General features: G+C 67.3%; 20 protein-coding genes. 11 read left to right on the forward strand and 9 right to left on the reverse strand.

Translation table 11 applies throughout. The features are described from left to right. Positions 1-82 precede the first annotated feature (82 nt). Positions 83-1,531 carry a sensor histidine kinase gene (locus ROR02_RS03575; RefSeq protein ID WP_170244939.1) on the reverse strand — a complete coding sequence of 483 codons (1,449 nt, stop codon included), beginning with the start codon at positions 1,529-1,531 and terminating at the stop codon, positions 83-85. Between the two features lie 39 nt (positions 1,532-1,570). After that, on the reverse strand, positions 1,571-2,212 hold the full coding sequence (can, locus tag ROR02_RS03580) for a carbonate dehydratase (protein WP_147162643.1): 642 nt from the start codon (positions 2,210-2,212) through the stop codon (positions 1,571-1,573). A 220-nt stretch (positions 2,213-2,432) separates the two neighbouring features. Here can and dut point away from each other — a divergent pair, with 220 nt between their 5' ends. Then, complete coding sequence (gene dut, locus ROR02_RS03585; RefSeq protein WP_170244941.1) at positions 2,433-2,888, forward strand: dUTP diphosphatase; 456 nt, start codon at positions 2,433-2,435, stop codon at positions 2,886-2,888. Between the two features lie 48 nt (positions 2,889-2,936). After that, complete coding sequence (gene thyX, locus ROR02_RS03590) at positions 2,937-3,794, forward strand: FAD-dependent thymidylate synthase (RefSeq protein ID WP_147162645.1); 858 nt, start codon at positions 2,937-2,939, stop codon at positions 3,792-3,794. A gap of 62 nt (positions 3,795-3,856) precedes the next feature. On the opposite strand, the gene hrpB is transcribed toward thyX, so the two are convergent. Further along, positions 3,857-6,379, reverse strand: coding sequence for an ATP-dependent helicase HrpB (hrpB, locus tag ROR02_RS03595; RefSeq protein WP_147162646.1), 2,523 nt, complete (start codon positions 6,377-6,379; stop codon positions 3,857-3,859). A 186-nt stretch (positions 6,380-6,565) separates the two neighbouring features. Between hrpB and hspQ the strand changes: the two genes are divergently transcribed. From hspQ to ROR02_RS03615, 4 genes are all read left to right on the forward strand, one after another. After that, entirely contained in the window at positions 6,566-6,895 is a 330-nt protein-coding gene (hspQ, locus tag ROR02_RS03600) for a heat shock protein HspQ (protein ID WP_147162647.1), read from the forward strand. A gap of 64 nt (positions 6,896-6,959) precedes the next feature. Further along, the gene (gene msrA, locus ROR02_RS03605) at positions 6,960-7,493 is read left to right on the forward strand and encodes a peptide-methionine (S)-S-oxide reductase MsrA (RefSeq protein ID WP_147162648.1); all 534 of its coding nucleotides are present in this window, start codon (positions 6,960-6,962) and stop codon (positions 7,491-7,493) included. 454 nt (positions 7,494-7,947) lie between these two features. Next, entirely contained in the window at positions 7,948-11,229 is a 3,282-nt protein-coding gene (locus ROR02_RS03610) for a putative bifunctional diguanylate cyclase/phosphodiesterase (protein ID WP_246135382.1), read from the forward strand. Continuing rightward, positions 11,226-11,864 (forward strand): GntR family transcriptional regulator, encoded by a 639-nt coding sequence (locus ROR02_RS03615; RefSeq protein WP_147162649.1) that lies wholly within the window; start codon positions 11,226-11,228, stop codon positions 11,862-11,864. The genes ROR02_RS03610 and ROR02_RS03615 overlap by 4 nt, the downstream gene beginning before the upstream one ends. Positions 11,865-11,921: 57 nt before the next feature. Here the strand turns inward: ROR02_RS03615 and ROR02_RS03620 are convergent, their stop codons facing one another. The 3 genes from ROR02_RS03620 to ROR02_RS03630 form a co-directional block, all read right to left on the reverse strand. Beyond that, positions 11,922-13,388: a sulfotransferase gene (locus ROR02_RS03620; RefSeq protein ID WP_147162650.1), complete on the reverse strand. Its 1,467-nt coding sequence runs from the start codon at positions 13,386-13,388 to the stop codon at positions 11,922-11,924. A 145-nt stretch (positions 13,389-13,533) separates the two neighbouring features. Beyond that, entirely contained in the window at positions 13,534-14,550 is a 1,017-nt protein-coding gene (hemB, locus tag ROR02_RS03625; protein WP_147162651.1) for a porphobilinogen synthase, read from the reverse strand. Next, positions 14,547-15,839: an O-acetylhomoserine aminocarboxypropyltransferase/cysteine synthase family protein gene (locus ROR02_RS03630; protein WP_147162652.1), complete on the reverse strand. Its 1,293-nt coding sequence runs from the start codon at positions 15,837-15,839 to the stop codon at positions 14,547-14,549. The genes hemB and ROR02_RS03630 overlap by 4 nt, the downstream gene beginning before the upstream one ends. Before the next feature lie 265 nt (positions 15,840-16,104). On the opposite strand from ROR02_RS03630, the gene ROR02_RS03635 reads away from it, so the two are divergent. The 5 genes from ROR02_RS03635 (at position 16,105) to phaC (ending at position 22,496) form a co-directional block, all read left to right on the forward strand. Then, complete coding sequence (locus ROR02_RS03635) at positions 16,105-17,244, forward strand: acyl-CoA dehydrogenase family protein (protein ID WP_147162653.1); 1,140 nt, start codon at positions 16,105-16,107, stop codon at positions 17,242-17,244. Between the two features lie 60 nt (positions 17,245-17,304). After that, positions 17,305-18,357, forward strand: coding sequence for an enoyl-CoA hydratase/isomerase family protein (locus tag ROR02_RS03640; RefSeq protein WP_147162654.1), 1,053 nt, complete (start codon positions 17,305-17,307; stop codon positions 18,355-18,357). Between the two features lie 111 nt (positions 18,358-18,468). Continuing rightward, positions 18,469-19,359, forward strand: a complete 891-nt coding sequence (gene mmsB / locus ROR02_RS03645; RefSeq protein WP_147162655.1) for a 3-hydroxyisobutyrate dehydrogenase — start codon at positions 18,469-18,471, stop codon at positions 19,357-19,359. Positions 19,360-19,618: 259 nt separating this feature from the next. Further along, on the forward strand, positions 19,619-20,578 hold the full coding sequence (locus tag ROR02_RS03650) for a glycosyltransferase family 2 protein (protein ID WP_170244942.1): 960 nt from the start codon (positions 19,619-19,621) through the stop codon (positions 20,576-20,578). 112 nt (positions 20,579-20,690) lie between these two features. Next, positions 20,691-22,496: a class I poly(R)-hydroxyalkanoic acid synthase gene (gene phaC, locus ROR02_RS03655; RefSeq protein ID WP_246135383.1), complete on the forward strand. Its 1,806-nt coding sequence runs from the start codon at positions 20,691-20,693 to the stop codon at positions 22,494-22,496. Between the two features lie 40 nt (positions 22,497-22,536). Here the strand turns inward: phaC and ROR02_RS03660 are convergent, their stop codons facing one another. Genes ROR02_RS03660 through ROR02_RS03670 form a run of 3 tightly spaced genes read right to left on the reverse strand, consistent with a single transcriptional unit; the run spans position 22,537 to position 24,946 of the window. Beyond that, on the reverse strand, positions 22,537-23,373 hold the full coding sequence (locus tag ROR02_RS03660; RefSeq protein WP_147162657.1) for an Eco29kI family restriction endonuclease: 837 nt from the start codon (positions 23,371-23,373) through the stop codon (positions 22,537-22,539). Further along, positions 23,370-24,533 (reverse strand): DNA cytosine methyltransferase, encoded by a 1,164-nt coding sequence (locus tag ROR02_RS03665; RefSeq protein WP_147162658.1) that lies wholly within the window; start codon positions 24,531-24,533, stop codon positions 23,370-23,372. The genes ROR02_RS03660 and ROR02_RS03665 overlap by 4 nt, the downstream gene beginning before the upstream one ends. After that, the gene (locus ROR02_RS03670; protein WP_218032758.1) at positions 24,530-24,946 is read right to left on the reverse strand and encodes a very short patch repair endonuclease; all 417 of its coding nucleotides are present in this window, start codon (positions 24,944-24,946) and stop codon (positions 24,530-24,532) included. Before ROR02_RS03670 ends, ROR02_RS03665 begins: the two co-directional genes overlap by 4 nt. Between the last annotated feature and the right edge of the window lies 1 nt (position 24,947).

The following is a 24,947-nucleotide window of genomic DNA, read 5'->3' on the forward strand; positions in this document are numbered from 1 at the left end:
GGGGAGGGTATCTTGTTTCGCTAGCGAACTCTTTTCGTCGGACCCGCCCTATGCTCACCTATTGGGTAAAAAGTTTAGCCGATTACGACGCGTTTGTCTTCCCCGGGGATCGAGGTACCGCGATTCGGGCAGGCAGGCGTACGGAAAAAATGGTGCCCCGTCCCAGTTGTGAAGAGAGCGCCAGATCAAATCCAAGGAGCCGTGACAGCCGGTCGACAATGGCCAGCCCCAGGCCAAGCCCCTGGTCGTCGGTGCCGGCTGGATGATCCAGGCGGGTGAATTCCTCGAAAATGCGCTGACGGTCGCGGGTGGCGATGCCCACGCCGGTGTCGGCCACCACCAGGGCCGGCCCGTCGGCATGACGGCGCACGCCAACCACGATCCCACCGTGCAAGGTGTAGCGAATGGCGTTGGAGAGCAGGTTGGACACAATGCGCTCCAGCAACACCGGATCGGTGCGGATCCGCAGGCTGGTCCGCACCAGGCGCAGGCTCAGGCCCTTGGCGTTGGCGTCGCGGGCCTGGGCGGCCACTACCCGTTCCAGCAGATCGTGGAGCACCACTTCCTCGTAGCGCGGCGTCACGGTTCCCGCGTCCAGGCGCGAAAGGTCGATCACGGCGCGGACCAGGCGATCCATCGCCTGATGGGCCGCCTTCAGGTCGGGAATGACCCGGCGCATGGTTTCGGGATCGCCCGCGCCCCGGTCCAGGATGCCGGTCAGCATGGCGGCGGCCCTCAGGGGCTGCATCAGATCGTGGCCCACCGCCGCGAGAAAGCGCGATTTGGAGCGGGTGGCGCGCACCGCCGCCTCGCGGGCGTCGTCGATGCGCCGGGTCCGTTCGCGCACCTTGGCTTCCAGGTCGTCGCGCGCGCCTTCCAGGGCCCGCATCTGGGTGCGGATCTGCGCCACCATGGGGTTGAAGATCAGCAGCGCTTCCAGGAGAAGGGTTATCAAGGTGAGGGCAAAGGCGCCCCCGTGCAAAATGCGCAAGCGGTCGTGATCGGCCACGGCCTCGTCTTGGATTCGCTCGACCAGGTGGGCGATGTCGCGCGACAAGGCGCCCGTGGCCTCGGTCACCACCACCCGCCGGGCGGCGTCGATCATCGGGTCGGCTTGCGAGCGGGGATCGTCGGGGGCGACCAGAACGGTGCGCAAGGCGGCGATGTACAGCCCCAGCCGCTGGTCGATGTCACCCGCGATGGTGGCCAGATCCAGCGCCTTGACCGCCGGACGCACCTGATCAAGCAGGGTATGGGCTTCTTCCAGGGCCTCGGTGGCCTCGCGCAGGGCCTCGCGCCCCTGGGCGCCATCGCCGCGATAGGGGATTTCCCCCAGGACATCGGTGTAAAGCGCGGCCTGCTGGGCCAGCATCCCCAGGTCACTGGTGGCGCGGGTCAGGGCCAAAACCCGCTCGTGGCGGGTGCTCTGCGATTCAAAGGCGCCAAAACTCAGGCAGGCCAGCAGCGCCAGGACCGCCAGTGCCAGAAGATGACGACGCGTGACCCACCCCAACGCCAGTGGTGGCGTCATCCCCTCCTGCCCCGACATGCCTGGCTCCCGTGTGGGTGATCAGTCCGTGTCGGAGAAGGTCAGACGCAAGACCTCCGGCAGGGCTTCGGGCCCGGCCATCGACACGTTGAGATCTCTTACCAGACCATCCTTCAGGGAGTAAATCCACCCATGGACCTGAAGCGGCTGGCCGCGGTGCCAGGCCGCCTGAACCTGCGAGGTCCGGGCCACGTTCAGCACCTGATGCAGCACGTTGAGTTCGCACAGACGGTCGACCCGGGCTTCCTCGTCGGGGAGGGCGTCCAACTCGGCGGCGTGAATGCGCGCAATGTCCTTGATGTAGGCCAGCCAGTGGTCGATGGCCCCGAAGGTCTGGTTCGTGAGCGCGGCGCGCACGCCCCCGCACCCGTAATGACCGGTCACCATGATGTGTTCCACCTTGATGACCTGGATCGCGTAGTCGATGACCGTCAGGCAATTGGCGTCGGTGGGTGGCACCACGTTGGCGATGTTGCGGTGAACGAACAATTCCCCGGGCGCCAGTCCGACGATTTCGTTGGCCGGAACCCGGCTGTCCGAGCAGCCGATCCAAAGAAACTTGGGCGCCTGGATCGCGCTGAGTCTGCGGAAGAAACCAGGTTCGTGCTCCTCGCACCGGGAAGCCCATTCCTGATTGTTCACAAGCAGTTGTTCAAGGTCCAATTTTTTACCCCTTGTCCTGACAGCGCCCTGTGTCAGGGAGGTGACACTACGGGGTCGGTGCTTCCCCGTCCAGATCGTTTCGTGTCGGTTGATATGCGTTGATGTCATTCCGGGGTCCCGGCCAGTGGGCAGTCGGGGAGGCGGCGCCGGCGCGGTGGCGGGGGGGACGCGCATGGGGTAAGAAGGGGGCTGCCGTTCTTGACACAGGGAACCCATCACCGTGAGTGCCGCTCTTCTTGTTCAGTACCTGCCTCATTACGACCAGGCCGCGTTTGGGCCCCTGGCCTATGCCCGGCCCGGCGACGCCGGCTTCGACCTGCGCGCCGCCATCGACGCGCCCGTGCCGGTGGAGCCGCGCGCCATTGTCCTGGTGCCCACGGGCATCGCGGTGGCGGTTCCGTTCGGGTTCGAGCTTCAGATCCGGTCGCGGTCGGGATTGACGTTGCGCCAGGGGCTGGTGGTGGCCAACGCGCCGGGCACGGTGGACGCGGGCTACCGGGGCGAGGTCAAGGTCATCTTGACCAACATTGGCGCGGTGCCGTGCCTGATCGAACCGGGCATGCGCATTGCCCAGGGGGTGGTGGCGGCGGTGGCGGCCTTGCCGCTGCACGCCGTCGAGAGCCTGCCCGACTCCGAACGGGGCGCGGGAGGTTTTGGCTCCACCGGCCTGGGCTGAGGGCGGGCGTCTCTTGCCCGTTGTTTTTCTTCTTTCGGAGATGCGCTGATGCCCGAGCTTTTGTTCGCGCCCACCGCCACCATCATTGCCGCCTCGGGCCTTGGTGAAGCCGGCCTGGTCCAGTGGGCCCGGGAAATGGCCTGCGACGGCCTGCTGGACGATCCCGCCACGCCGTTGGCCGCGCTGGCCCGGGCGGCCGCCGAGGGACCGGGGGCCGATGCCCTGCCCGAGTTCGCCGGGCGGTTCTGTTACCGGTCGTTTCGCAAGGGGCGGCCGGCGGACGCCTACGTGGGTCACATCCTGGAAAGCGGGCACGGCTCGGTGCTGGAGCACGCGAGCGTGTCGTTCGCGATCGCCGGCGTTTCGCGCGCCCTGACCCATGAACTGATCCGCCACCGCGCCGGCACGGCGATCAGCCAGGAAAGCCAGCGCTACGTCGATGCCGCCGAGGTGCGTTTTGTCGTGCCGCCGCTGCTGGTGGCCGAGATCGAGCGGCTGCGCGAGGCCGGCGCGACGGCCGAGGCCGATGCCCTGACCGAGTCGTTTCGGGCCGACTGCCGAGGCGCGCGCGATCGCTATCTTGCCTGGCAGGAGGCGTTTCGCGCCCAGGCCGGGCTGCTGGAAGGGGGGGACGCCACCCGCGCGCGCAAGCGGATCAACGAGGCGGCGCGCGCCTTGCTGCCCAACGCCACCGAAACCCGGCTGGTGTGGACCATGAACCTGCGCGCGGCGCGCCATGTGGTCGCCCTGCGTGGCAGCCGCGAGGCCGACCTGGAAATCCGTCGCCTCGCTTGCCTGATGGCCCGGCGGCTGAAAGCCCAGGCCCCCCTGGTGTTCGCCGATGTCGAGGTGGGCCCGGACGACGACGGTCTGGAAAGCGTGCGCGTGCGGTACGCCAAGGTCTGAGGCCGGACCCCGGGAACGAAGGGCGCGCGTCCGGCGCGCGTCCCTGCGCTTCGAGGCGCGCCCTACCTTTTCCCCCGGGGCTTGGCGCGGTTGGTGGCGTCGGCCAGCGTGGGGTCCTCGGGCCAGGGGTGCTTGGGGTAGCGCCCGCGCATGTCCTTGCGCACGTCGGCATACGACGTGCGCCAGAACCCGGCCAGATCGCGGGTCACCTGCAAGGGACGCCCGGCCGGCGACAGCAGGTGCACGACAACCGGCCGTCGGCCGTCGGCCACCCGGGGGGTATCGGTCAGGCCGAAGAGTTGTTGAACGCGGGCCGCGAGCACCGGCCCGTCCTCGGGGCCATACTCAAGCGGGATCGAGGCGCCGCTGGGCACGGTGACGTGGGTCGGGGCCCAACGGTCCAGCCGTGGGCCATGCCCCGGGCCCAGGGCGGCGCGCAGGGCCTCGCCCAGGGCCACGCGCGCGAAATGAGCCCGCCGGGTGACGCCGGCCAGGAACGGCCCCAGCCAGTCCTCCAGGGTGTCCAGCAAGGCGGCTTCCGAGAAATCGGGCCAGTCCTGATCCGGGCAGGCACGGGCCAGGAAACGCACCCGTTCCACGAGGCGGGTGGCCTCGGGCGTCCACGGCAGGCAGCCCAGGCCCAGGCGGCGGATACCCTCGATCACCGCGTCCTGGGCCCGCTCGCCACCACCGCCCGGCAGGTCGCGCGCGGCCAGGACCAGGGCGCCCAGGCGCCGCTCGCGCCGGGCCACCACGGCCTCGGTCCGGGGATCCCAGGTCACGCTTTCGATGGTTTCAATCCGGTCGGCCAGCACGGTTTCCAGCTCGGCGGGATCGAGGCGGGCCGCCAGGTACACGCGCGCCTCCACCCCGGCGCCGTCGAGATCGGCGACCACCAGGGCGGGGGCGCCGGCCAGGGGATCGTCGGTCGCAAGACAGGCCCCGCGCCCCGAGGCCAGCAAGAAGCGCCCCGGCGCACCAGGACGGGCCAGCGCCACCCGGTCGGGGTAGGCCAGGGCCAGCACCGCCCCGGCCCCGGTCGGTGAACCCAAGGCGGATCCACAGCCGGCCAGGCGGCCGAGGCGCCGCGCCTCGGCCCGAACCCGCGCCAGCCGTTCGTCAAGCGGCCCCTTGCCGGCGCGCGGGGAACGAGGCGCGGCCAGCAGGGCCAGGCGACTGGCCACGTCGGCGTCGCGGGCCTGTCCGTTGCCCGCCAGCAGGTCGCGTTCCTCCAGCATCGCGGCCAGCAGGCAGGCGAGGGCGCCCTGATCCGGGCCGCGAGCGCTGGCCCGCACCACCATGTGGGCGAGGCGGGGCGGCAGGGGGAGCGCGGCCAGGGCGCGGCCGTGCGGGGTGATCCGCCCCGATGCGTCCAGGGCTTCCAGGGCCCTCAGGATATCCCGGGCCTGGGCCAGGGCCCCGGCCGGCGGCTGGGTGGGAAAGGCGAGGCCGGCGGGGTCGGGGGCACCCCACAGGGCCAGGTCCAGGGCCAGCCCGGCAAGATCGGCGGCCAGGATTTCCGGGGTTTCCTGGGCGGGCAGGGCGCGGTGCTCGGCCTCGGGCCACAGGCGCACGCACAGACCGGGCTCCAGGCGTCCGGCGCGGCCCCGGCGCTGTTCGGCGCCGGCTTGCGAGATCCGCACTGTTTCCAGCCGCCCCAGGCCCCGGCGGGGATCGAAGCGGGGCACCCGGCGCAGGCCGCTGTCGATGACCACGCGCACGCCTTCGATGGTCAGGCTGGTTTCGGCGATGTCGGTGGCCAGCACCACCTTGCGCCGTCCGGCCGGGGCCGGTCGCAAGGCCAGGTCCTGGGCCGCCGGCGCCAGCGCGCCGAAAAGGGCATGGACGTCCACGGTGTCGGGAAGGCCCTGGGCGCGCAACGCGCCGGCGGTGGCGCGGATTTCGCGCTCGCCGGGGAGAAAGACCAGGATACTGCCCGATTCCCGCTCCAGGGCTTCGGCCGTGGTCGCGGCCACGGCCGCCGGCAGGGCCCGGGGCAAGGGGCGTTCCTGGTGGCGCACCGCCACCGGAAAGGCGCGGCCCTGGCTTTCCAGGACCGGGGCGTTGTCCATCAAGGCGGCCACGGCGGCCCCGTCCAGGGTGGCCGACATCACGATCAGGCGCAGGTCGGGGCGCAACACGCCCTGGATGTCGCGCAGCAGGGCAAAGGCCAGATCGCCGGTCAGGCCGCGTTCGTGGAATTCGTCAAGCACCACCGCGCCCACCCCTTCCAGGCCCGGGTCGTCGTGCAGGCGGCGGGTCAGAATGCCCTCGGTCAGGACCTCGACCCGGGTGGCGGCCGAAACGCGGGCTTCGTTGCGAATGCGATAGCCAAACGTCGCCCCCACGTCCTCGCCGTGCTCGGCGGCCATGCGGGTGGCGGCGGCGCGCGCGGCGAGGCGACGCGGCTCCAGCATCAGCACCCGGCGGCCTTCCAGCCAGGGCGCGCTCAGCAGGGCCGGCGGCAGGCGGGTTGTTTTCCCGGCTCCCGGAGGGGCGATCAGGACCAGGCCGGGGGTCCGGGCCAGGGCCGCGTGCACGGCGGGAAGGAGGGGATCGATCGGCAAGGGGACAAGAGCGCTCATGCGGGGCACGGGTCCAGGCGGGCGACGGGAAAGGGAAACGGCACGGAAAAAAGGCTGGGGGCTTCCTGTGGCGAGGGCCCCGACGGAAGGCTTGATTTCAAAGGGGCAGGGCGGGCACACTCGGTGCGCTTCGTTGGGTCGAAACGGAATAAACAAGGCGGCCGGGCGTCATCAAGGAGGGGACCCATGGACATCCGGGTAGCGAAGTTTCACATCGGGCAGGTGGTTCGCCACCGGGTTCATCCGTTCCGGGGCGTTATCATTGATGTCGATCCGGTTTATGGCAATACCGAGGAGTGGTACGAGGCGATCCCCGAGTCCTTGCGACCGTCTCGCGATCAGCCCTTCTATCATCTGTTGGCCGAAAGTGGGGAAACCACCTACACGGCCTATGTCTCGGAACAGAACCTGCTGGCCGAGGATGACCCCCGCCCGCTCAGTCATCCTTCCCTGGGGGATTTTTTCGATACGGTCGAGGGTGGGTTGTACGTCAACCGGACCCGGCGGACGCACTGATCCAACAGGAGGGCAACGGGCGTAAGGGAGCCAATGGGTATCCCTGATGCCAAGGAGTTCCCTCATGTGTTGTGCATCTGTTCCGGACCTGGACAAGTCGTCCGCGATTCCAGACACCGCCCCATCCAGGGCCACCTTTGCCGCTGGCTGCTTCTGGGGGATCCAGGAGGTCTTTTCGGGCGTGCCTGGCGTGATCGCCACCCGGGTGGGCTACACCGGGGGGCATTGGTCGCATCCGACCTATGACGAGGTGTGCTCGGACGCCACCGGCCACGCCGAGGCGGTGGAGATCCAATACGACCCCGCCCTGGTTTCGTACCAGGATCTGCTCACCCACTTCTGGGCGTGTCATGATCCAACCTTGCTCAACCGCCAGGGCCCGGATATCGGGTCGCAGTATCGCTCGGCGATCTTTTGTCACGACGAGGCACAAAGCCAGGCCGCCCGGGCCTCGATGGCCGAGCAACAGGCCTCGGGGCGCTATCGCCGGCCTCTTGTGACCGAGATCGTGCCCGCCGGCCCCTTCTGGGAAGCGGAAGCCTATCACCAGCACTACCTGCGCCGGACGGGAAAAACCAAAGGGTGTTCCTTCCGGTAAGGCTAGGGCATTTTCAGCCGAAATGGACACCGTTTCGGCGCTTCGAAAATGCGATCATTCAAAAAACTGGAGCGCATTCACGGATCCATTGCGATCGGAATGCGCTCTATGGCGAGCCCCGAGAAGCGGGACGCGCGCTTCGTAAAAGCCGAGCGTGAAAACAAAGGACGAGAGAGCCGTTTCCGGATCCGCTTCAAGGGGCGGCGCTCCCCGAGCTTTTCGCGAGCCCCCCGGCCTTTCCTTCCGTTTGTCCGGGGACGGGGGCCATGGGTCCGGGATTTTCCTTGGGGATGGCGGAAACTGGCCGTATTGCAAACGCCAAAGATCCGTTATCGTTCATCAAACACCCCGGACGGGTATGGGGGCACGTCCGGGGGCCTGATCCAAGAGCGACGGTCAAGAACCGTGGTTCCAGCATGGGGAACCACCCGGCGCGAATGTTCCCCCGGGGCGGATGGCCATGCGGTTAATCGCGGTATTTGTCGTTCTGGGAGGGCTTGCCGCCTGGGTGATCGGTGACCAGGCCTCCCGGCGCGAAGCCGAGCGACTGACAAGCCAGGCCCGGATTCTTGAAACCGGGGTCACGGCGGTCGTGGAAGGGGTTGCCTCCAACAACCGTCTTTTGCATGGGCTTCTGGCCAAGGATCCCGAAACGGTCGAGCGCATCAAGGCGCTGGTGGCCCTGGGGGGCGGAACGCCTTTCGAACGCGCCCCGTTGCTGCAGGCAACCGTGGATCAATATCGCGATCTTCTGGCCCAGGGCCATCTGCACGGGTTGTGCGTGCGCGATCCCACCGGCACCTTGATCGCGCATCTGCCCCGGTCCGACTGGCCCCCGGAGCAGGGGAGCGCCGAGACTCTGGAAGACATCCCCGCCACGATTCCCCTGGATCTGATCGAACGCGTCCGGGAAACGGGACCGGCCTGGGGGATGGTCCTGACCGGAAACAGGGTGGTCTATCGCCTGACAAGCGCGGTTCAGCAAGCGGGGCGACCCGTGGCGATCCTGGAAACCGTCGTCTCGGCGAGCGCGCTGATCAAGGCCCTGGCCCAGGGCATGCCCGGGTGGACCTTCGATATCGTGACGTCCGGCGCCTTGGCACGGCAAGACGCCGGGCCCGCGTCCCTTGCGTTCGGGACGGAAGGAGAAAGCGGCTTCATGGCCGCCGCCCGGGGGGTGGACCAGGCCCTGGGCGCGGTGGATCCGGCGCGGCTGAAGGCAGGGCTGGATTCGAGGCAGTCCTTTGCGCTGGCCTCCTGGGTGGGGGATACCGCCGTGGTCCTGGCCTTGCGTCCCTTGATCGACATGGATGGCCAGGTGCTGGCCTATGCCGTGGGGGCGTGGCCCAGCCGGGAAGGGCAGACACTGCGCGCCATCGCGCTGGCGGCTCTTGCCGGCACCGAGGGGCTGTTGCTGGCCTTGTGCCTGCTGACCTTGCATTTGCGCCGGATCTGGCAGCGGGCCGAGGAAGGGCGACGCCAGCTGTTGACCATCACCGATACCATGAGCGAAGCGTTGTACGTGGTGGATGGCGGCAACCGGATTGTCTTCGTGAACGCGACGTGCCGCCGGTTGCTGGGGTATCCGGAAGAGGAAATGCGTGGAGCCTTCGCCCATGCTCTGTTTTCAGGGCGGGTCAGGGCCGACAAAGGACCGCGCGCGGTGGGGATCGCGCTGGGGCCCCTGGAGTCCGCGGTTTTGGAACGCAGGCCCCTGGCGCCGACACTGATGTCCTTCCTGCGCCAGGACGGCACGTCGTTGATGGTGGAGGTGCGGTGCAATCCCCTGAACGCCCTGGCGGAACCCACGACACCGGTTTCGGCCTGTTTCGCGCGTCTGGCCCGGGTCGCCCTGGGCTGGGATCCGGCGCGGGCGCCGTTCCGGGGACCGGCGGCGGTGGTGACGTTCGTCGATGTGAGCGAGCGCGCGCGCCGCGAGTCGGCGTTGCTCAAGCTGTCGCGCGCGGTTGAGCAAAGCTCGGCCAGCGTGATCATCACCGACGCGAGCGGGGTGATCGAATACGTCAATCCAGCCTTCAGCCGGATCAGTGGCTACGCGGCCGAGGAAGTCCTGGGGCAACGGCCCAGCGTGCTGAAATCCGGCCGCGTGGCCCCCGAGGTCTACCGCGACCTGTGGGAAACCTTGCGCGCGGGCCGGGAATGGCGGGGCGAGTTCCATAACCGCCGCAAGAATGGCTCGCTGTATTGGGAACAGGCCACCATTTCCCCGGTCAAGAACGAAGCGGGCGAAATCACCCATTACGTGGCGGTCAAGGATGACGTGACCGAAAAGAAGGAAATCGAGGAAGAGCTGTTCCATCGGGCAAACTACGATGCCCTGACCGGCCTGCCGAACCGGCAGTTGCTGATGGACCGCTTGAACACGGCACTGGCGGTGGCCCGTCGCGAGTCCTTGCGGGTGGCGGTCATGTTCATGGACCTGGACCGCTTCAAGCAGATCAACGACAGCCGGGGACACAACGCCGGCGACGTGCTGCTCAAGCAGGCGGCCTCGCGCCTGTCGGCGGTGCTGCGCCCGCAAGACACCCTGGGGCGGTTGGGGGGCGACGAGTTTCTGGTGGTGGCGCCGGGGTTGCACAAGGAAAGCGAAGCGGTGACCATTGCCGGGCGGCTTCTGGACGTGGCCCGCCAGCCTTTCACCGTGGATGAACGCGAAGTGTACGTCACAACCAGCATCGGGGTCAGCCTGGGCCCCGCCGACGGCCAGACCCCCCAGGTCCTGATGCGCAACGCCGACGCGGCCATGTACCAGGCCAAGGAACAAGGCCGCGACCGCTACCACTTCTTCACCCCCGAGGTGGAAGCGGCCTCGCTGAGGCGCATGGCGTTGGAAGGGGGACTGCGCCACGCGGTGCGCGAGGGGGGATTCTCGCTGGTGTTCCAGCCGATTTTTTCCAGCGATGGCACGGCGATGACCAAGGCCGAGGCCCTGTTGCGCTGGACCCATCCCGAACTGGGGCCGGTCTCGCCGGCGGAGTTCATCGACGTGGCCGAGGAAACCGGCCAGATCGTGGCCATCGGCTCCTGGGTGCTGGAAGAAGCCTGCCGGGCGCTGGTGGCGCTTGATCCCCCCCGCGACGGACGCTTCCGCCTGGGGGTGAACGTGTCCAGCCGCCAGTTCTCAGCCGATCTTGTGGGAAAAATTCAAGAACTGCTGGATCACCACGATCTGGATCCGCGCATGCTGGAGATCGAAATCACCGAGCGCCTGCTTTTGCATCCCTCCAGCGAGGTCCACGATCAGCTTGAAACCCTGCGCGCCATGGGCATCAGCATTGCCATCGACGACTTTGGCACGGGATATTCGGCGCTGAGTTACCTGAACGCTTTTCGGATTGATACCTTGAAGATTGACCGGTCGTTCGTCATGTCGATGGAAACAGACGCCCGCGCCCGCGCCCTGGTGGGCGCGATCACGCGGCTGGCCCATACCCTGGAAGCGCGGGTGGTGGCGGAAGGGGTGGAGACCCCCGAACAAGCGAATTTGCTGGCCGCGCTGGGGGTGGATTCCCTGCAAGGCTTCCTGCTGGGCCGCCCCATGGCGCTGGAGGCGATCCGGGGGTTGCTCTATCGCACCGGCCTGCCCCATGAAGGGCCGTGGACGCCGCCTTCCGGGGATCTTGGAACGACATCGTCCTCCGGCGATCTTGAAACGGGGGAAACGGTCGCGCGCCTGGAAGGGCCGGCGGCGGGTGGCCGGATCGCCTTCTCATGAGCCGGGAAAAATCGGAAACCCTGGCGGCCCGGATCGCCGAGGTGCTCGCGGAGCGCATCATCGCCGGCGCCCTGGCCCCGGGCGAGCGCTTGCGTCAGGAAGGGCTGGCGACGGAATTCGGGGCCAGCCATGTGCCGGTGCGCGAGGCGTTCCGCCGGCTGGAAGCGCAGGGGCTGGTGGTCAGCGAACCGCGCCGGGGGGTCAAGGTGGCGCCGGTGGATCCGGCCGACGTGCGCGAGGTCGCCGAGATGCGCGCCGCCCTGGAAGGCCTGGCGCTGCGCCACGCCGTTCCCCACCTGACGGACGCCATCTTGGATCAGGCCGAGGACGCCCTTCGGGCCGGAGACAAGGCGCCGGACGTGCGGGCCTGGGAAGAGGCTAACCGCCGTTTTCACCGCCTTTTGCTGGCGCCGTGCGGCATGAAGCGGCTGCTGTCGGCGCTTGACGACCTGCACGCGGCCAGCGCCCGTTTCCTGTTCGCGGGCTGGCGTTCGGAATGGGAGGCTCCCTCGGATCGCGACCACCGCGCGATCTTGAACGCCCTGCGCCAGGGCCATGCCGACACCGCCGTGGCCATCCTGGTCCGCCATGTCCAGGCCATCGCCCAGCCCTCCGCCAAGGTCCGGAAAGGGTGACCGGGGGTCGGGGAACCGGGAGGCCCGCGTTTCCCCGCCCCCCGCGAGGCCGGGCGATCAGGTCTCGGGGGAGAAGGGGGCCTTGATTCCGCGCAGGCGCATGTAGCGGCCCAGCAGGCGCCCGCCTTGCAGCTCGGTGATGAAACGGCGCAGGCGTTCCACTTCCCCCTTCAGGTAGGCCACGTCGGCTTCAAGGTCCTCGCCATGCGCCATTTCGGCCTGCAGGCGATCGCTCAGGAAAGCATTTTCGCCCTTCAGGCGTTCGTGCCCCTCTCGCAGCCGCTTGATTTCGGCCTGGGTCTCGGCCCGGGTGGCGTTCAACTCGGCCCGGGTGGCGGCCAGGTCGGAAAAGGCGACCTGCGCCTTGCCCAGTTCGGCCAGCACCGCTTTCTTGTCGTTGCGCAGGTCCTGGGCGGCCAGATCGGCCTCGTGCAGAAGCTGTAGGCGCTGGGCCGCCTCGCGCAGGGCGTCGGCCAGGCGTTCGCGCAGATCCGCGATCGCCACGGCCTGGTCGTGCACGGTACGCGGTTCGGCGTAGGCGGTGTCCAGGGCCACCAGCAGTTCATCGACCCCGGGAGTCATGCGGCTGGTGCGCAGGCAGTCGCGCAGGCGCGTGGCCTCGTCGGCGGCGAAGTCCTGGGCCTGCAAGGCCGCCAGTTCCTCGGGGGGCGGCTGGGCGCCGTCGGCCTGGGCCTGGGCCAGGGTTTCGCCGTAGCCCAGGCGGTGCAACAGGTCCGCGCCCCACAGGGCAAGGCCGGCCTGCTTTTCCTCGCGGGTCAAGGTCGTGCGCCACACGTCCAGGCTATCGGCGTGCACGCGCTTGGTGGAGAGGATCTTCTGGTCGCCCAGCGCCGAGGCGCGGTAGGCGGCGGGCGCTTCCAGGGGCGCGTCGGGGGCGGAGACGGGGGCGTCGAGGTCCAGGAACTCGAAGAGGCGCGCCATCTGGCCGGCGGTATCGCGCACTAGGTCCTCGTAGCGCATCACCAAGCGGCGGGGGTGGGGCGTCGTGGCCTGCTCGGCCAGGCGGCGCAGGCCCACGGCCAGGTCGGTGTACAGCGCGAGACGGCGCCCGGCCGGCCGGTCGTTCAGGATGTCGAAGTCCCAACTGCTCTTGAACGACGCCAGGATGGAAAACGGGTTGCGCAGCAACACGATCTGGCGGGCGTTGGGGAACAGGGATTCCAGGCGGTCCCCCAGCATGTGGTAGCGCGGCGTCTTGTCCACGAACAGGTCGGCGCCCTGCTGGGCCAGTTTCTGATTGTAAAGATCGACGGCCAGGGAACGCGTCAGCGCATCGCGGTCGATGCCGGTCAGGAACTGGGCGAACCCCTCGCCGATCAGGGGCGCGCCGGCGGGATGGCGCGGCGGGATCTGGCCCAGGCTGTCAAGGGCGAGCAGCAACCAGGGTTCGGGAGGCGCCATGACGCGGGGGTGACGATCAAGGAGCACCGACAGAAGCGTGGTGCCCGAACGCGGCATTCCCAACAGGAAAACAAGATTATTTCCTTGGCAATCAATAGGCATCAAGAACCTCTCCCCACGGGCCGACGGCCCCGAGTATAGGGGATTTCCTTGCGCCGCGTCTTGGTTCGATTGGGATCAAAGGGGGGCTATCCCGCCGGTTCCCTTCCCCGTGGCGGACAGCCCGGGGAAGGGAACGGCAACGGGGTCAGGCGCGGGCCTTCAGCAGGCGGGCGGCCTCGACGGCGCAGTAGGTCAAAACAGCGTCGGCGCCGGCGCGCTTGAACGACATCAAGGTTTCCAAAACGGTCTTGTCGTTGTCCAGCCAGCCGTTTTGCACCGCGGCCTTGAGCATCGCGTACTCGCCGCTCACGTGGTAGGCGAAGGTGGGCAGGCCAAAGGTTTCCTTCACCCTGTGGATGATGTCCAGGTAGGGCAGGCCCGGCTTGACCATGACGGTGTCGGCGCCTTCCTGGATATCCATCGCCACTTCGCGGATGGCCTCGTCCGTGTTGGCCGGGTTCATCTGGTAGGTTTTCTTGTCGCCCTTCAGCGCGCCATGGGTGCCCAGCGCGTCGCGGAACGGCCCGTAATAGGCGCTGGCATACTTGGCGGCATAGGAACAGATCTGCACCCGCTGCAAGCCCTCGGCGTCCAGGGTCTCGCGAATGGCCCGGATGCGGCCGTCCATCATGTCGGAAGGCGCGATCACGTCGCATCCGGCCTGGGCCTGGACCAGCGACTGCCGGCACAGGGCCTCGACGGTTTCGTCATTGAGGATCTGGCCGTCCTTGACGATGCCGTCGTGGCCGTCGGAGTTGAACGGATCCAGGGCCACGTCGCACAGCACGCCGATATCGGGCACGGCGGCCTTGATGGCGCGCACGGCCCGGCAGACCAGATTATCCGGATTGCCCGATTCCCGCCCGTCCGGCGTCTTCAAGGCGGGATCGATGCACGGGAACAGGGCAATGACCGGAATGCCAAGATCGCGCGCCTCGCGGGCGGCTTCGACCAGAAGGTCGATGGACAACCGGTCCACGCCCGGCATGCTGGCGACGGCTTCCCGCTTGCCTTCGCCTTCAATGACGAACACGGGCCAGATCAGATCATTGGCCGTCAAGGTGTTCTCGGCCACCAGGCGCCGGGACCAGTCGTCCCGGCGTGGGCGGCGCAAGCGGGTGTGGGGAAAGCTCCCCACGGCGTAAGGATGGGGTGTGTTCACAACGACTCCAGCGCTTGTCTCAGGTCACCGATGATGTCGTCGATGTGTTCGATTCCAATCGACAGCCGGACATACCCCTCTGAAACGCCGGATGCAAGCTGGTCCTCCGGCGACAACTGGCTGTGGGTGGTGGTCGCCGGGTGGATGGCCAGGCTGCGGGCATCACCGATGTTAGCGACGTGATAGAACAACTTCAGGGCGTCGATGAAGCGCCGTCCGGCCTCGCGGCCGCCGGCCAGCTCGAAGCCCAGCAAGGCGCCGTGCCCGCCCGACAAGCCGGCGTCACGCCGGCGGGCGTCCTCGCCGGTTTGAAGGCTGGGGTGGATGACCCGGGTCACCGCCGGGTGCGCGGCCAGGAACGCGGCCACCTGGGTGGCGTTCGCGCAGTGGGCGCGCATGCGCAAGGCCAGGGTTTCCAGCCCCTGGATCAGCATGAAGGCGTTGAACGGGCTGAGCGCCGCCCCCAGGTCACGCAGCAAGGTGACGCGCAGGCGCAGGATATAGGCGATCGGCCCCAGGGGCTTGGCCGCGTCGATCCAGCGCGCCCCGTGATAGCTGGGGTCGGGATCGGACAGGGTGGGGAAACGCTCGGCATGGGTTTCCCAGTCGAAGGTGCCGCCGTCCACGACCAGGCCGCCGATGCTGGTGCCATGTCCCCCCAGGTACTTGGTCGCCGAATACACGACAACGGCCGCGCCCAGGGCCAGCGGACGGCACAAAATGGGGGCCGCCGTGTTGTCGACGATCAGGGGCACGCCCAGCTCCTTGCCGATCGCCGCGACCTCGGCGATCGGGAAAACGCGCAGCTTGGGATTGGGCAGCGTTTCGGCGTAGTAGGCCCGGGTGCGCGAATCCGTGGCGGCGCGGAAGGCCTCGGGGTCGGCCGGATCCACGAAGCGCGCCTCGATCCCCAGCTGCGAGAGCGTGTTGCCAAACAGGTTCCAGGTGCCGCCATAGAGGTCGGTCGAGGTCACGAAGTTATCGCCGGCCTGGCACAGGTTGAGAATCGCATAGGTGCTGGCCGCCTGGCCCGAGGCCACGGCCACCGCCGCCGCGCCCCCTTCCAGGGCCGCCACCCGTTGCTCCAGCACGTCGGTGGTCGGGTTCATGATGCGGGTATAGATGTTCCCCAGCTCCTTGAGCGCGAACAGGTTGGCCGCGTGGTCGGTGTCGCGGAACTGATACGAGGTCGTCTGATACAAGGGCACGGCCACCGATCCGGTGGTGGGATCGGCCCGGTAGCCGGCATGCAAAAGCAGGGTTTCGGGATGAACGCTGTTTATCGACATGGGGCGGGTTCCTTGGCGAAGGGTGAACGAGACGTGCGCTCTGTGGCCCTGACTGTGGGCGGAACAGTCGAGGGTTTCAAGGGAAAAGCTCGATTTATCCATTAGATAATTTCATGTGAAAGCGACCCGGGGTCGGGCAGGGAGTCCGGGCGGTCCGTCAGCGGGTATCGGTTGACGTAAACGTCAGTTTGCCCCTTTCCCGGGGGCGGCCGGACCGCTATAGTTGGCGCAACCCATAAGGGACGAACCGGGAGGAAAACAGGGAATGACCTTTGATCTGACCGAGGACCAGCGCCAGTTCCAGGCGGTGGCCCGGGCCTTCGCCGAATCCGAGATACGCCCGCACGCGGCCCGCTGGGACGAGGAAAAAATCTTCCCCGAGGACACCTTGCGCGCCGCCGCCGCCCTTGGGTTCGCGGGCATCTATTGCCGCGAGGAACTGGGGGGCGCGGGCCTGACCCGTCTGGATGCCGCCTTGATCTTCGAGGAACTGGCGAGTGCCTGCCCCTCGACCACCGCCTACCTGACCATCCACAACATGGTGTCGTGGATGATCGACCGCTTTGCCACGCATGACCTGCGCCAGCGTCTGCTGCCGTCCTTGCTGAGCATGGAGCTGTTTGGCAGCTACTGCCTGACCGAGCCCGGGGCCGGGTCGGACGCGGCGTCCTTGCGCACCCGCGCCCGGCGCGAGGGCGAGGACTATATTCTGGACGGCCAGAAGGCGTTCATCTCGGGCGGCGGGCGCTCGGATGTGTATGTGGTGATGGCGCGCACCGGTGCCGAGGGCGCGCGCGGCATCACGGCCTTGGTGGTGGAAAAGGGGACGCCGGGGCTGTCGTTTGGCAAGCAGGAAGCCAAGATGGGCTGGAACAGTCAGCCCACGTGCACCGTCTTGTTCGATGGGGTGCGGGTGCCGGCCGAGAACCGCCTGGGCGAGGAGGGGGAAGGGTTTCGCTTCGCCATGATGGGCCTGGATGGCGGACGCCTCAACATCGGCGCCTGTTCGCTGGGAGGTGCCCGCGCCGCCATGGCCGCCGCCCTTGATCATGTCCGCGACCGCCGCCAGTTCGGTCAGGCCATCGCCGATTTCCAGGCCACCCGCTTCAAGCTGGCCGACATGGCCACCCATCTGGAAGCGGCGCGGGCCTTGCTGCACAAGGCCGCCGCCCGCCTGGACGCGGGCGATCCCGACGCCACCCGCTGGTGCGCCATGGCCAAGCGCCTGGCCACCGACACCGGCTTCACGGTGTGCGACGAAGCCCTGCAATTGTTCGGGGGCTATGGCTACATCAAGGACTATCCAGTCGAGCGCCTCTTGCGTGATCTTCGCGTGCACCGCATCCTTGAGGGCAGCAACGAGATCATGCGCGTGATCATCGGCCGCCGGCTGGTCGCGGACTAATCGCGCTGTTTCGTTGTCCTGTTTCGTCGTGTCTCCACGCAGAAGGACAGAGTCTTCACCATGAGCTATGACGAGATCCTGTTTTCGGTCGCCGACGGGGTGGCGGTGGTCACCCTCAACCGCCCCCGGGCGCTCAATGCGTTGACCCTGGACAAGATCCGCCATCTTGACCCGGCGCTCAGGGTCTGGGCCGATGATTCCGACGTGCGCCTGGTGATCATCGAGGGCACGGGGGAGCGCGCCTTCTGCGCCGGGGGCGACGTGCGCGCCATGGCCCAGGCCGCGGGACAAGGGCGCTTCGCCGACAACGAAACCTTCTTCGCCGAGGAATACCGGCTCAACCGCCTGATCAAGACCTACCCCAAGCCGTTCGTCGCCCTGATCGACGGCATCACCATGGGCGGCGGCGTCGGGGTGTCGGTGCACGGGCGCTTTCGTGTCGCGACCGAACGCACCCAGGTGGCCATGCCCGAAACCGGCATTGGCATGCTGCCCGACGTGGGCGGCACCTGGATCCTGCCCCGCTGTCCGGGGGAGGTGGGCACCTGGATGGCGCTGACCGGGGCGCGCCAGGGCGCCGCCGACGCCCTGGCGGCGGGCCTGGCCACCCATTACGTGCCCTCGGAACGCCTGCCCGAGCTGAAGGCCGCCCTGTGCGCCCCCGGCGCCGATCCCGAGGCGGTGCTGGCCCGCTTCCACGCCGATCCCGGCCCCGCGTCGTGGCCCGCGCGTCAGGCCCTGATCGATCGCTGCTTCGCCGGCGACGACGCGGAAACCATCCTGGAGGCCCTGGCGGCCGAGGGCGATCCGTGGGCGGCCGAGGCCCGGGCCACCGTGTTGACCAAGTCCCCCCTGTCCACCCGGGTGACGCTGCGCGCCCTGCGCGAGGGCGCCACCCTCGATTTCGATGGGTGCCTGAGGCAGGAATACCGGCTGGCGTCGCGTCTGACCCGGCTGCCCGATTTCGCGGAAGGGGTGCGGGCGGTCCTGATCGACAAGGACAATCAACCCCGCTGGTCGCCGGCCACCTTGGATGGCGTGGACCCGGACGCGGTCGAGGCCCTGTTCGCCCCCGGCCCCGAGCCCGACTTGAACCTGGGACCCCGGCTGTAGGGGCTCCGGCCCGGCCTTGGCCCGACGTTGGAACGATCCTGTCGTCTTTTCCGACCCCCCTGAAAAAACAGACGCCGGCGCCAAAGCCGGCCTGCCAAGCGGAGGAATTCCATGGGAGACATTGCGTTCATCGGGTTGGGGCACATGGGGGGCCCCATGCTGCGCAACCTGCTGAAGGCGGGCCACGCGGTGCGCGCCTTCGACCGGGTGCCCGAGGCCCTCGACGCGGCCACCGCCGCCGGGGCGCGGGCCGCGTCCTCGCCCGCCGACGCGGCGCGGGACGCCGAGATGGTGGTGACCATGCTGCCGGCCGGCCGCCATGTTCGATCCGTCTACCTGGAAGACGGCGGCGTGATTGGCGCCGCGCCCCCGGGGGCCCTGCTGATCGACTGCTCCACCGTGGACGTGACCACCGCCCGCGTGGTCGCCGAACGGGCCCAGGCCCGGGGGCTGGACATGGTGGACGCGCCGGTTTCGGGCGGCGTGGCCGGGGCCGAGGCCGGTACCTTGACCTTCATGGTCGGCGGCCCCGATGACGCGTTCGAGCGCGCCCGTCCGGTGCTCACGGCGATGGGCAAAACCATCGTGCACGCCGGGGGAGCGGGCACCGGGCAGGCGGCCAAGATCTGCAACAACATGCTTCTGGGCATTTCGATGATCGGCACCGCCGAGGCCTTCATGCTCGGCAAGCGCCTGGGGCTCGATCCGCAAAAACTGTTCGAGATCAGTTCCAAGGCCTCGGGACAGTGCTGGTCGATGACCAGCTACTGCCCGGTGCCGGGACCGGTGCCGCAAGCCCCCTCCAACCGCGACTACCAGCCCGGATTCGCGGCCGCGATGATGCTCAAGGACCTGAAACTGGCCCAGGAGGCGGCGGCCGGGTGCGATGCCGCCACCCCCCTGGGCGCGGCGGCGGAAGCCTTGTACAGCCTGTTTTGCAACGCCGGCCACGGTGGCCTTGATTTCTCGGGCATCATTCGCCTGATCGACGGCCGCGCCTGAGCGGACGGGCGGCGGACTGGCGACCCGTCGCGCGACGGCGGGCCCGCGGTCTTGCGAAGCGGGGGGAGAGAGAGTGCAAAGAGCGCTCCTCTGCGTTATGGTCGATGCCATCCCCCCCCTTTCAAATGCCGCCAAGGGAGCCCCGAGTCCATGCCGCCGGCCGCTTGCCTCCTGCCCTGGTTTCGCGTCGGGTCGCCGCCTGGCCTGGGGGCGGTTGTCACGCGCCTTGCCGCGCTCTTTCCGTCCTGAGGGCCGGGGCATGGCTTCGCTTCCCGTTGCGACGGGCGCGCCGCTGGTCAGCGTCCTGATCCCCACCTTTCGCCGTCCCACCTGGTTGCGGCGCGCCTTGCTGGCGGTCGCGGCCCAGAGCGGGCCCGATCCGGAGCGGGTGGAAATCGTGGTGGTCGACAACGACCCCAATGCCTCGGCCCAGCGGGTGCTGGCCGCGCTGGCGCCCTCGTGGCAGGGGCCGGCGCTGATCAGTGTTCACGAACGCCGCCCGGGCATCAGCGCCGCGCGCAACACCGCCGTGGCCCTGGCGCGCGGCCCGTGCCTTGTCTTCCTCGACGATGACCAATGGCCGGAACCGGGCTGGCTGCGCGCGCTGCTGGAAACCCATGACACCAGCGGGGCGGGGATCGTGTTCGGCCCCGTCGTGCCCCACCTGGGCGCCGACGAAACCGATCCCCTGCGCCCGTTGCTGGCGCGCTACTTCGGCCGGACGTTCGCGCTGGAGGAGGGCGCCAGCCTGACCGGGCGCGGCATGGCCCTGGGCCTGCGCAACAGCCTGCTCGACCGCCGGCGCCTGCGTCTGCCCGATCCGCCCTTCGACCCCGACCTGGGCCGCACCGGTGGCGAGGACAGCGTGCTGATCCGGCGCCTGATCGCCCAGGGGGCGCGTCTCGCGTGGTCGCCCGGGGCGGTGGTCAATGAAAGCGTGCCACGGCCCCGCTGCACCGTGACCTACGTGCGCCGGCGCCGCTTCCGCGACGGGCAGGCCCATATCCTGGCCGGGGTGCGGCTGGGACGGGCGGGGCTGCCGTCGGTCATCCTGGGGATGGTGGCGGGGGGGCTCCAGGCGCTGGCGCACGCGCTGGCCTGGGTGATTGTGCGCCCCCTGGGCCGCGCCCGCGCCGCGCGCCACGAGGTGGGGATGTGGGCGGGCCTGGGCAAGCTCCTGTGGGGCCGCCCGTTCCGCTTCCCCCTGTATGGCCTGTAGCCCCGAAGGACGGCGTTCCCTTCCGGTTTCCTGTTGCGTACTGGCTTACGCGCGCGATGCGCGTTAGGGTGTTGGGAGACGCCTGTCTCTCGTTTGACCAGGAGCCTTTGCCATGAGCGATGCCAAGCCGGGTCCGCACACCCCCACCCGTTCCGAGACAACGTTCGCCGAAGCCTGGACGACCTGGCTGGACTGGATGGAAAAATCCCAAAAGCTGTGGATGGCGGCGGTGAACGCCCAGGTCTCCCGCCCCGAGGTCGAGGTGCCCGACCCCGACGCCATGGCCGAGAGCTTCCGCCGTCTGGCGCTCAAGCTGGCCGAGAATCCGGCCCCGTTCCTGGACGCGCAAGCGACGTGGTGGCGCGATTACCTGGCCTTGTGCGAGGCCTCGGCCGGGCGGCTGCGCGGCCAGAAGGCGGCGCCGGTGATCACGCCCGGCCCCGGCGATCGCCGCTTCAAGGATGACGCCTGGGACGAGGATCCCCTGTTCGATCACCTGAAGCAAAGCTACCTGATGACGGCGCGGGCCATCTTCTCGGCCGTGGACCGGATCGAGGGCCTGGACGAGGGCGCCAGAAGCCGGATCGGCTTTTATACCCGCCAGATCGTGGATGCGCTCTCGCCCACCAATTTCGTGGCCACCAATCCGGCGGCGCGCCGGGCCCTGGTCGAAAGCGGCGGCAAGACCTTGCTCAAGGGCATGGAAAACCTGCTGCGCGACCTGGAGCGGGGCGAGGGGCGCTTGCGCGTGGCCATGACCGACGAAACCGCCTTCGAGGTGGGGCGCGACCTGGCCCTGACACCGGGCAAGGTGATTTATCAAAACGCGCTGATGCAGCTGATCCAGTACGCCCCGACCACGGAAACGGTGCGCAAACGCCCGCTTTTGATCGTGCCGCCGTGGATCAATAAATTCTACATCATGGATCTGACGCCCAAGAACTCGCTGGTGCGCTATCTGGTCGAGCAGGGGTTCACGGTGTTCATGATTTCGTGGGTCAACCCGGATGCGTCGCTCGCGGACAAGGACTTCGGCGACTACATGGCCGAGGGCCCGCTGACTGCCCTGGACGTGATCGAGCAGGCCACCGGCGAACGCGAGGTGGCCCTGATGGCCTATTGCATCGGCGGCACCCTGGCGGCCACCACCCTGGCCCACCTGGCGGCCAAGGGAGAGAACCGGGTGAAGGCGGCCACCTTCCTGACCACCATGCTGGATTTCTCGGATCCGGGCGAGCTGGGGGTGTTCATCGAGCCTCATCTTCTGGACAAGCTCGACGCTTGCATGGAGCGCAACGGCTACCTGGATGGCCGCTACATGGCCAACGCCTTCAACATGCTGCGCGACAATGATCTGATCTGGTCGTTTTATGTGAACAACTACCTGCTGGGCCGCGATCCGCCGGCCTTCGATTTGTTGTATTGGAACGCCGACTCCACCCGCATGCCGGCGATGATGCACACGTTCTATCTGCGGCGCATGTACGAGGCCAACGAGCTGGTTCAGCCCGGCCGGCTGGTGGTCAAGGGCACGCCCATCGACCTCGGGCGCATCAAGTGCCCGACCTACCTGCTCTCCACGCGCGAGGATCACATCGCGCCTTGGAAAAGCACCTTCAAGGCCACGGGCCTGCTGGGCGGCCCGGTGCGCTTCGTGCTGGCGGGCAGTGGTCACATCGCGGGCGTGATCAACCCGCCGTCCCGGCCCAAGTACGGCTATTGGACCAACGGGCGCAAGGTGAAGGATCCGGACGCATGGCTGGAAGGCGCCAAGGAAAACCCGGGCTCGTGGTGGCCGGACTGGGTTTCCTGGATGGACAAGCACGCCGGCGACCCGGTCCCCGCCCGCGTTCCCGGCACCGGCGCCCTCCCGGCCCTGGAAGACGCCCCGGGCCACTACGTGAAGGCACGGCTGTAGGGGGGGAGGGAGACAAGGTATTCCCCGTGGAGGGCAAGGATCACGCTTGCCGTAGTTCCTCCATGAAATTTTGAAGAACCGCTTCGAGGTCGGGAAAAACCGGATGGGTGGTGAAATGGGTCCTTAGTTCATCCGCGATATGCTGGGGTGTCTTGGAATCAACGAGGCGTTCATCCGCGGCCCAGGCGCGCCCAGGATGCAAGGTATCCCAAGGCGAGCGTTTGTTGGCGCGTGTGTCCGCTGCGTCACCGTGCTTTCCGAGGCCGTATAGAATGCCTGTCTCGCTATTCCAGATCGGTCGGAAGAGGTGGATCAAATAATCCTCGGCCGCTGTCTCCCAGCCACTTTGAACGACAAGGGCGCGGCACTCGAAATCGTCAAGATTAAGAGTCGATGTCGCTTTTCCAATATTCTTTCGGTGATCGTCGAGGCGCCGGCAAAGTCTGTCTCCTTGTTCCATGGGGGTTTTCGCGTTATTGACCTGGGGGGCTGCTTGTCCAACATAGATTGGTGTTTCTTGCCTGGACAAGGGGGCGTACAGAGGGAATTCCCCTTTGTAGTAAATTGCATAGACCCCTGAGCCATAGAAGCGAGCAACCTCGGAAAGAGGGTGCCGGGGCTGGGCGACAAGCGCCAACGAAATAAAACGGCCAACAATTTTTGGATTTCCGGGGTCGAAAACCGATTTTGGTTGCCCAATGGGATCCAGATCCGTCAAGAAATCGCCAAGTTCCTCCATGATCCCACGAATTTCGGACTCCAATGCCTTTCGAGCCAGTGTCTTGAGGGCGGGTTTATCGGTTTCCACCACAAGACGTCGCAGGGTTTGGCGGAATTCCTCAATGATGGAGGTCGACGGGCCGGACTTGGCGCTCATGTGGTTTCCCTCAAGCGATTCGCGACGTCGTGGCCAATGATGCGCGCCAAGGTAACCGGCACCGCGTTCCCGAGCTGCCGCATGGTTTCGCTCCATGAGCCGTGGAAAAGATAATCATCCGGGAACGCTTGAAGCCGGGCGCTTTCCCGTACCGTGAAATACCGAATGCTTCCATCCGGCCTGAGCAACATGTTTTCACCGCCTGGCACACCGTGGACACCGGCCTTCAGCGTCTTGGCCGGCTCGTCAAGCGGGCTGCCCGTGTGGCCCGGATAGGAGCGCGCGCCGGGCTGGAAGCGGTGGTTGAGCCAGGCCATGGCCGCGCTCGGGCTGTGTTCGGGGTCGGGGAGGTCATGGACGGCGTCCCTGACGGTACGCCAAGGCAATGTCGCGGGCCTTTCCTTGAGGGCTTGTCCTCGAAGCGACAGGCGTTCGGGAAGCGCGCGAGCCTTGCGAGCCACGCGATGGTGCTCCCAATAGGAGCCATCGCGCACTTGAATCCAGAGCAGGGCTTCCATGGAGTGCGTTTCCCGAGGGAAGCACCATTCCATGTCCAGATCATCACGAAAGCCCACGAACACGACCCGTTCGCGTTTTTGTGGAACGCCGTAGTTGGCCGCGTTAACCACCCGTGAAACAACGCGATAATTAAGACCCGCGCGCCGGCCCTGGACATGGTGTCTTTCCAGGCGAGCCATGTGCTCCATCCAGCTCTCGTTGTCTCTTTTTTCTATCTCCGGGTGCTCCATTTGAAGGCGTATGTATTCAAAATAATTTCTAAACGCCGAACGGGTGAGACCTTTTACATTTTCGAAAATGAAGGCGCGTGGCCTTGCCTCACGCACGGCCCGAATCGCCTGTGGAAACATGTCGCGCGCGTCGTCATGGGCGCGGTGTTTTCCTCCGAGGGAAAAGGGTTGGCAAGGGGGCCCTCCCGAAATCAGGTCCACTTGACCACTGTAGGGGCGGAAATCGATCGATCGCACGTCCCCCTCGACGAGTGGCCAATTCACGACGTGATTAATGCAGCGTTCCTTGTTCTCTCGAATGGTATCGCAACAATATCTATCCCGCTCAATAACCTGAATCGGTTCGAACCCAGCTTGATGAAGGCCCATTCCCAAGCCGCCAGCCCCTGCGAAAAGCTCGATTGATTTCATCGTCCGGTTCCTTCCAGGAACTCCATTATTTTCTTTCTGATTTTTTCCTTGTCGACAAGCTCGCATTCCCAGACCGTCAGCACGCGCCATCCCAAGGCATCAAGGGCCGAGAGGGTTCGAGCGTCTCGTTCCTTGTTGGCTTCAAACTTTGGCAGCCAAAACTGGAGATTGGATTTCGGTAATCGGCCAAGGTGGCAGTCGTGCCGATGCCAAAAGCAACCATGCACGAAAATGACGCAACGCCGTCCGCGAAAGACAAGATCGGGCTTTCCTGGAAGATCGCGGACGTGAAGACGGTAGCGGTACCCCATGGCATGAACGAGGCGGCGCACGACCCATTCGGGCGCGGTGTCGCGTCCACGTATCCGTCGCATCCTTTCGCTTCGTTCGGTCTTGGTCAGGGTGTCCATCATC

The sequence above is a fragment of the Pararhodospirillum oryzae genome (assembly GCF_007992075.1).
GTDB classification, from domain to species: domain Bacteria; phylum Pseudomonadota; class Alphaproteobacteria; order Rhodospirillales; family Rhodospirillaceae; genus Pararhodospirillum; species Pararhodospirillum oryzae.

Excerpts from the sequence above, each read along its gene's own strand:
- ROR02_RS03575 (WP_170244939.1), bottom strand. The coding sequence starts at position 1,531 with ATGACGCCACCACTGGCGTTGGGGTGGGTCACGCGTCGTCATCTTCTG.
- thyX (WP_147162645.1), top strand. The coding sequence starts at position 2,937 with ATGCCCGAGCTTTTGTTCGCGCCCACCGCCACCATCATTGCCGCCTCG.
- hrpB (WP_147162646.1), bottom strand. The coding sequence starts at position 6,379 with ATGAGCGCTCTTGTCCCCTTGCCGATCGATCCCCTCCTTCCCGCCGTG.
- hspQ (WP_147162647.1), top strand. The coding sequence starts at position 6,566 with ATGGACATCCGGGTAGCGAAGTTTCACATCGGGCAGGTGGTTCGCCAC.
- msrA (WP_147162648.1), top strand. The coding sequence starts at position 6,960 with ATGTGTTGTGCATCTGTTCCGGACCTGGACAAGTCGTCCGCGATTCCA.
- ROR02_RS03610 (WP_246135382.1), top strand. The coding sequence starts at position 7,948 with ATGGCCATGCGGTTAATCGCGGTATTTGTCGTTCTGGGAGGGCTTGCC.
- ROR02_RS03615 (WP_147162649.1), top strand. The coding sequence starts at position 11,226 with ATGAGCCGGGAAAAATCGGAAACCCTGGCGGCCCGGATCGCCGAGGTG.
- ROR02_RS03620 (WP_147162650.1), bottom strand. The coding sequence starts at position 13,388 with ATGCCTATTGATTGCCAAGGAAATAATCTTGTTTTCCTGTTGGGAATG.
- ROR02_RS03630 (WP_147162652.1), bottom strand. The coding sequence starts at position 15,839 with ATGTCGATAAACAGCGTTCATCCCGAAACCCTGCTTTTGCATGCCGGC.
- ROR02_RS03635 (WP_147162653.1), top strand. The coding sequence starts at position 16,105 with ATGACCTTTGATCTGACCGAGGACCAGCGCCAGTTCCAGGCGGTGGCC.
- ROR02_RS03640 (WP_147162654.1), top strand. The coding sequence starts at position 17,305 with ATGAGCTATGACGAGATCCTGTTTTCGGTCGCCGACGGGGTGGCGGTG.
- mmsB (WP_147162655.1), top strand. The coding sequence starts at position 18,469 with ATGGGAGACATTGCGTTCATCGGGTTGGGGCACATGGGGGGCCCCATG.
- ROR02_RS03650 (WP_170244942.1), top strand. The coding sequence starts at position 19,619 with ATGGCTTCGCTTCCCGTTGCGACGGGCGCGCCGCTGGTCAGCGTCCTG.
- phaC (WP_246135383.1), top strand. The coding sequence starts at position 20,691 with ATGAGCGATGCCAAGCCGGGTCCGCACACCCCCACCCGTTCCGAGACA.
- ROR02_RS03660 (WP_147162657.1), bottom strand. The coding sequence starts at position 23,373 with ATGAGCGCCAAGTCCGGCCCGTCGACCTCCATCATTGAGGAATTCCGC.
- ROR02_RS03665 (WP_147162658.1), bottom strand. The coding sequence starts at position 24,533 with ATGAAATCAATCGAGCTTTTCGCAGGGGCTGGCGGCTTGGGAATGGGC.
- ROR02_RS03670 (WP_218032758.1), bottom strand. The coding sequence starts at position 24,946 with ATGATGGACACCCTGACCAAGACCGAACGAAGCGAAAGGATGCGACGG.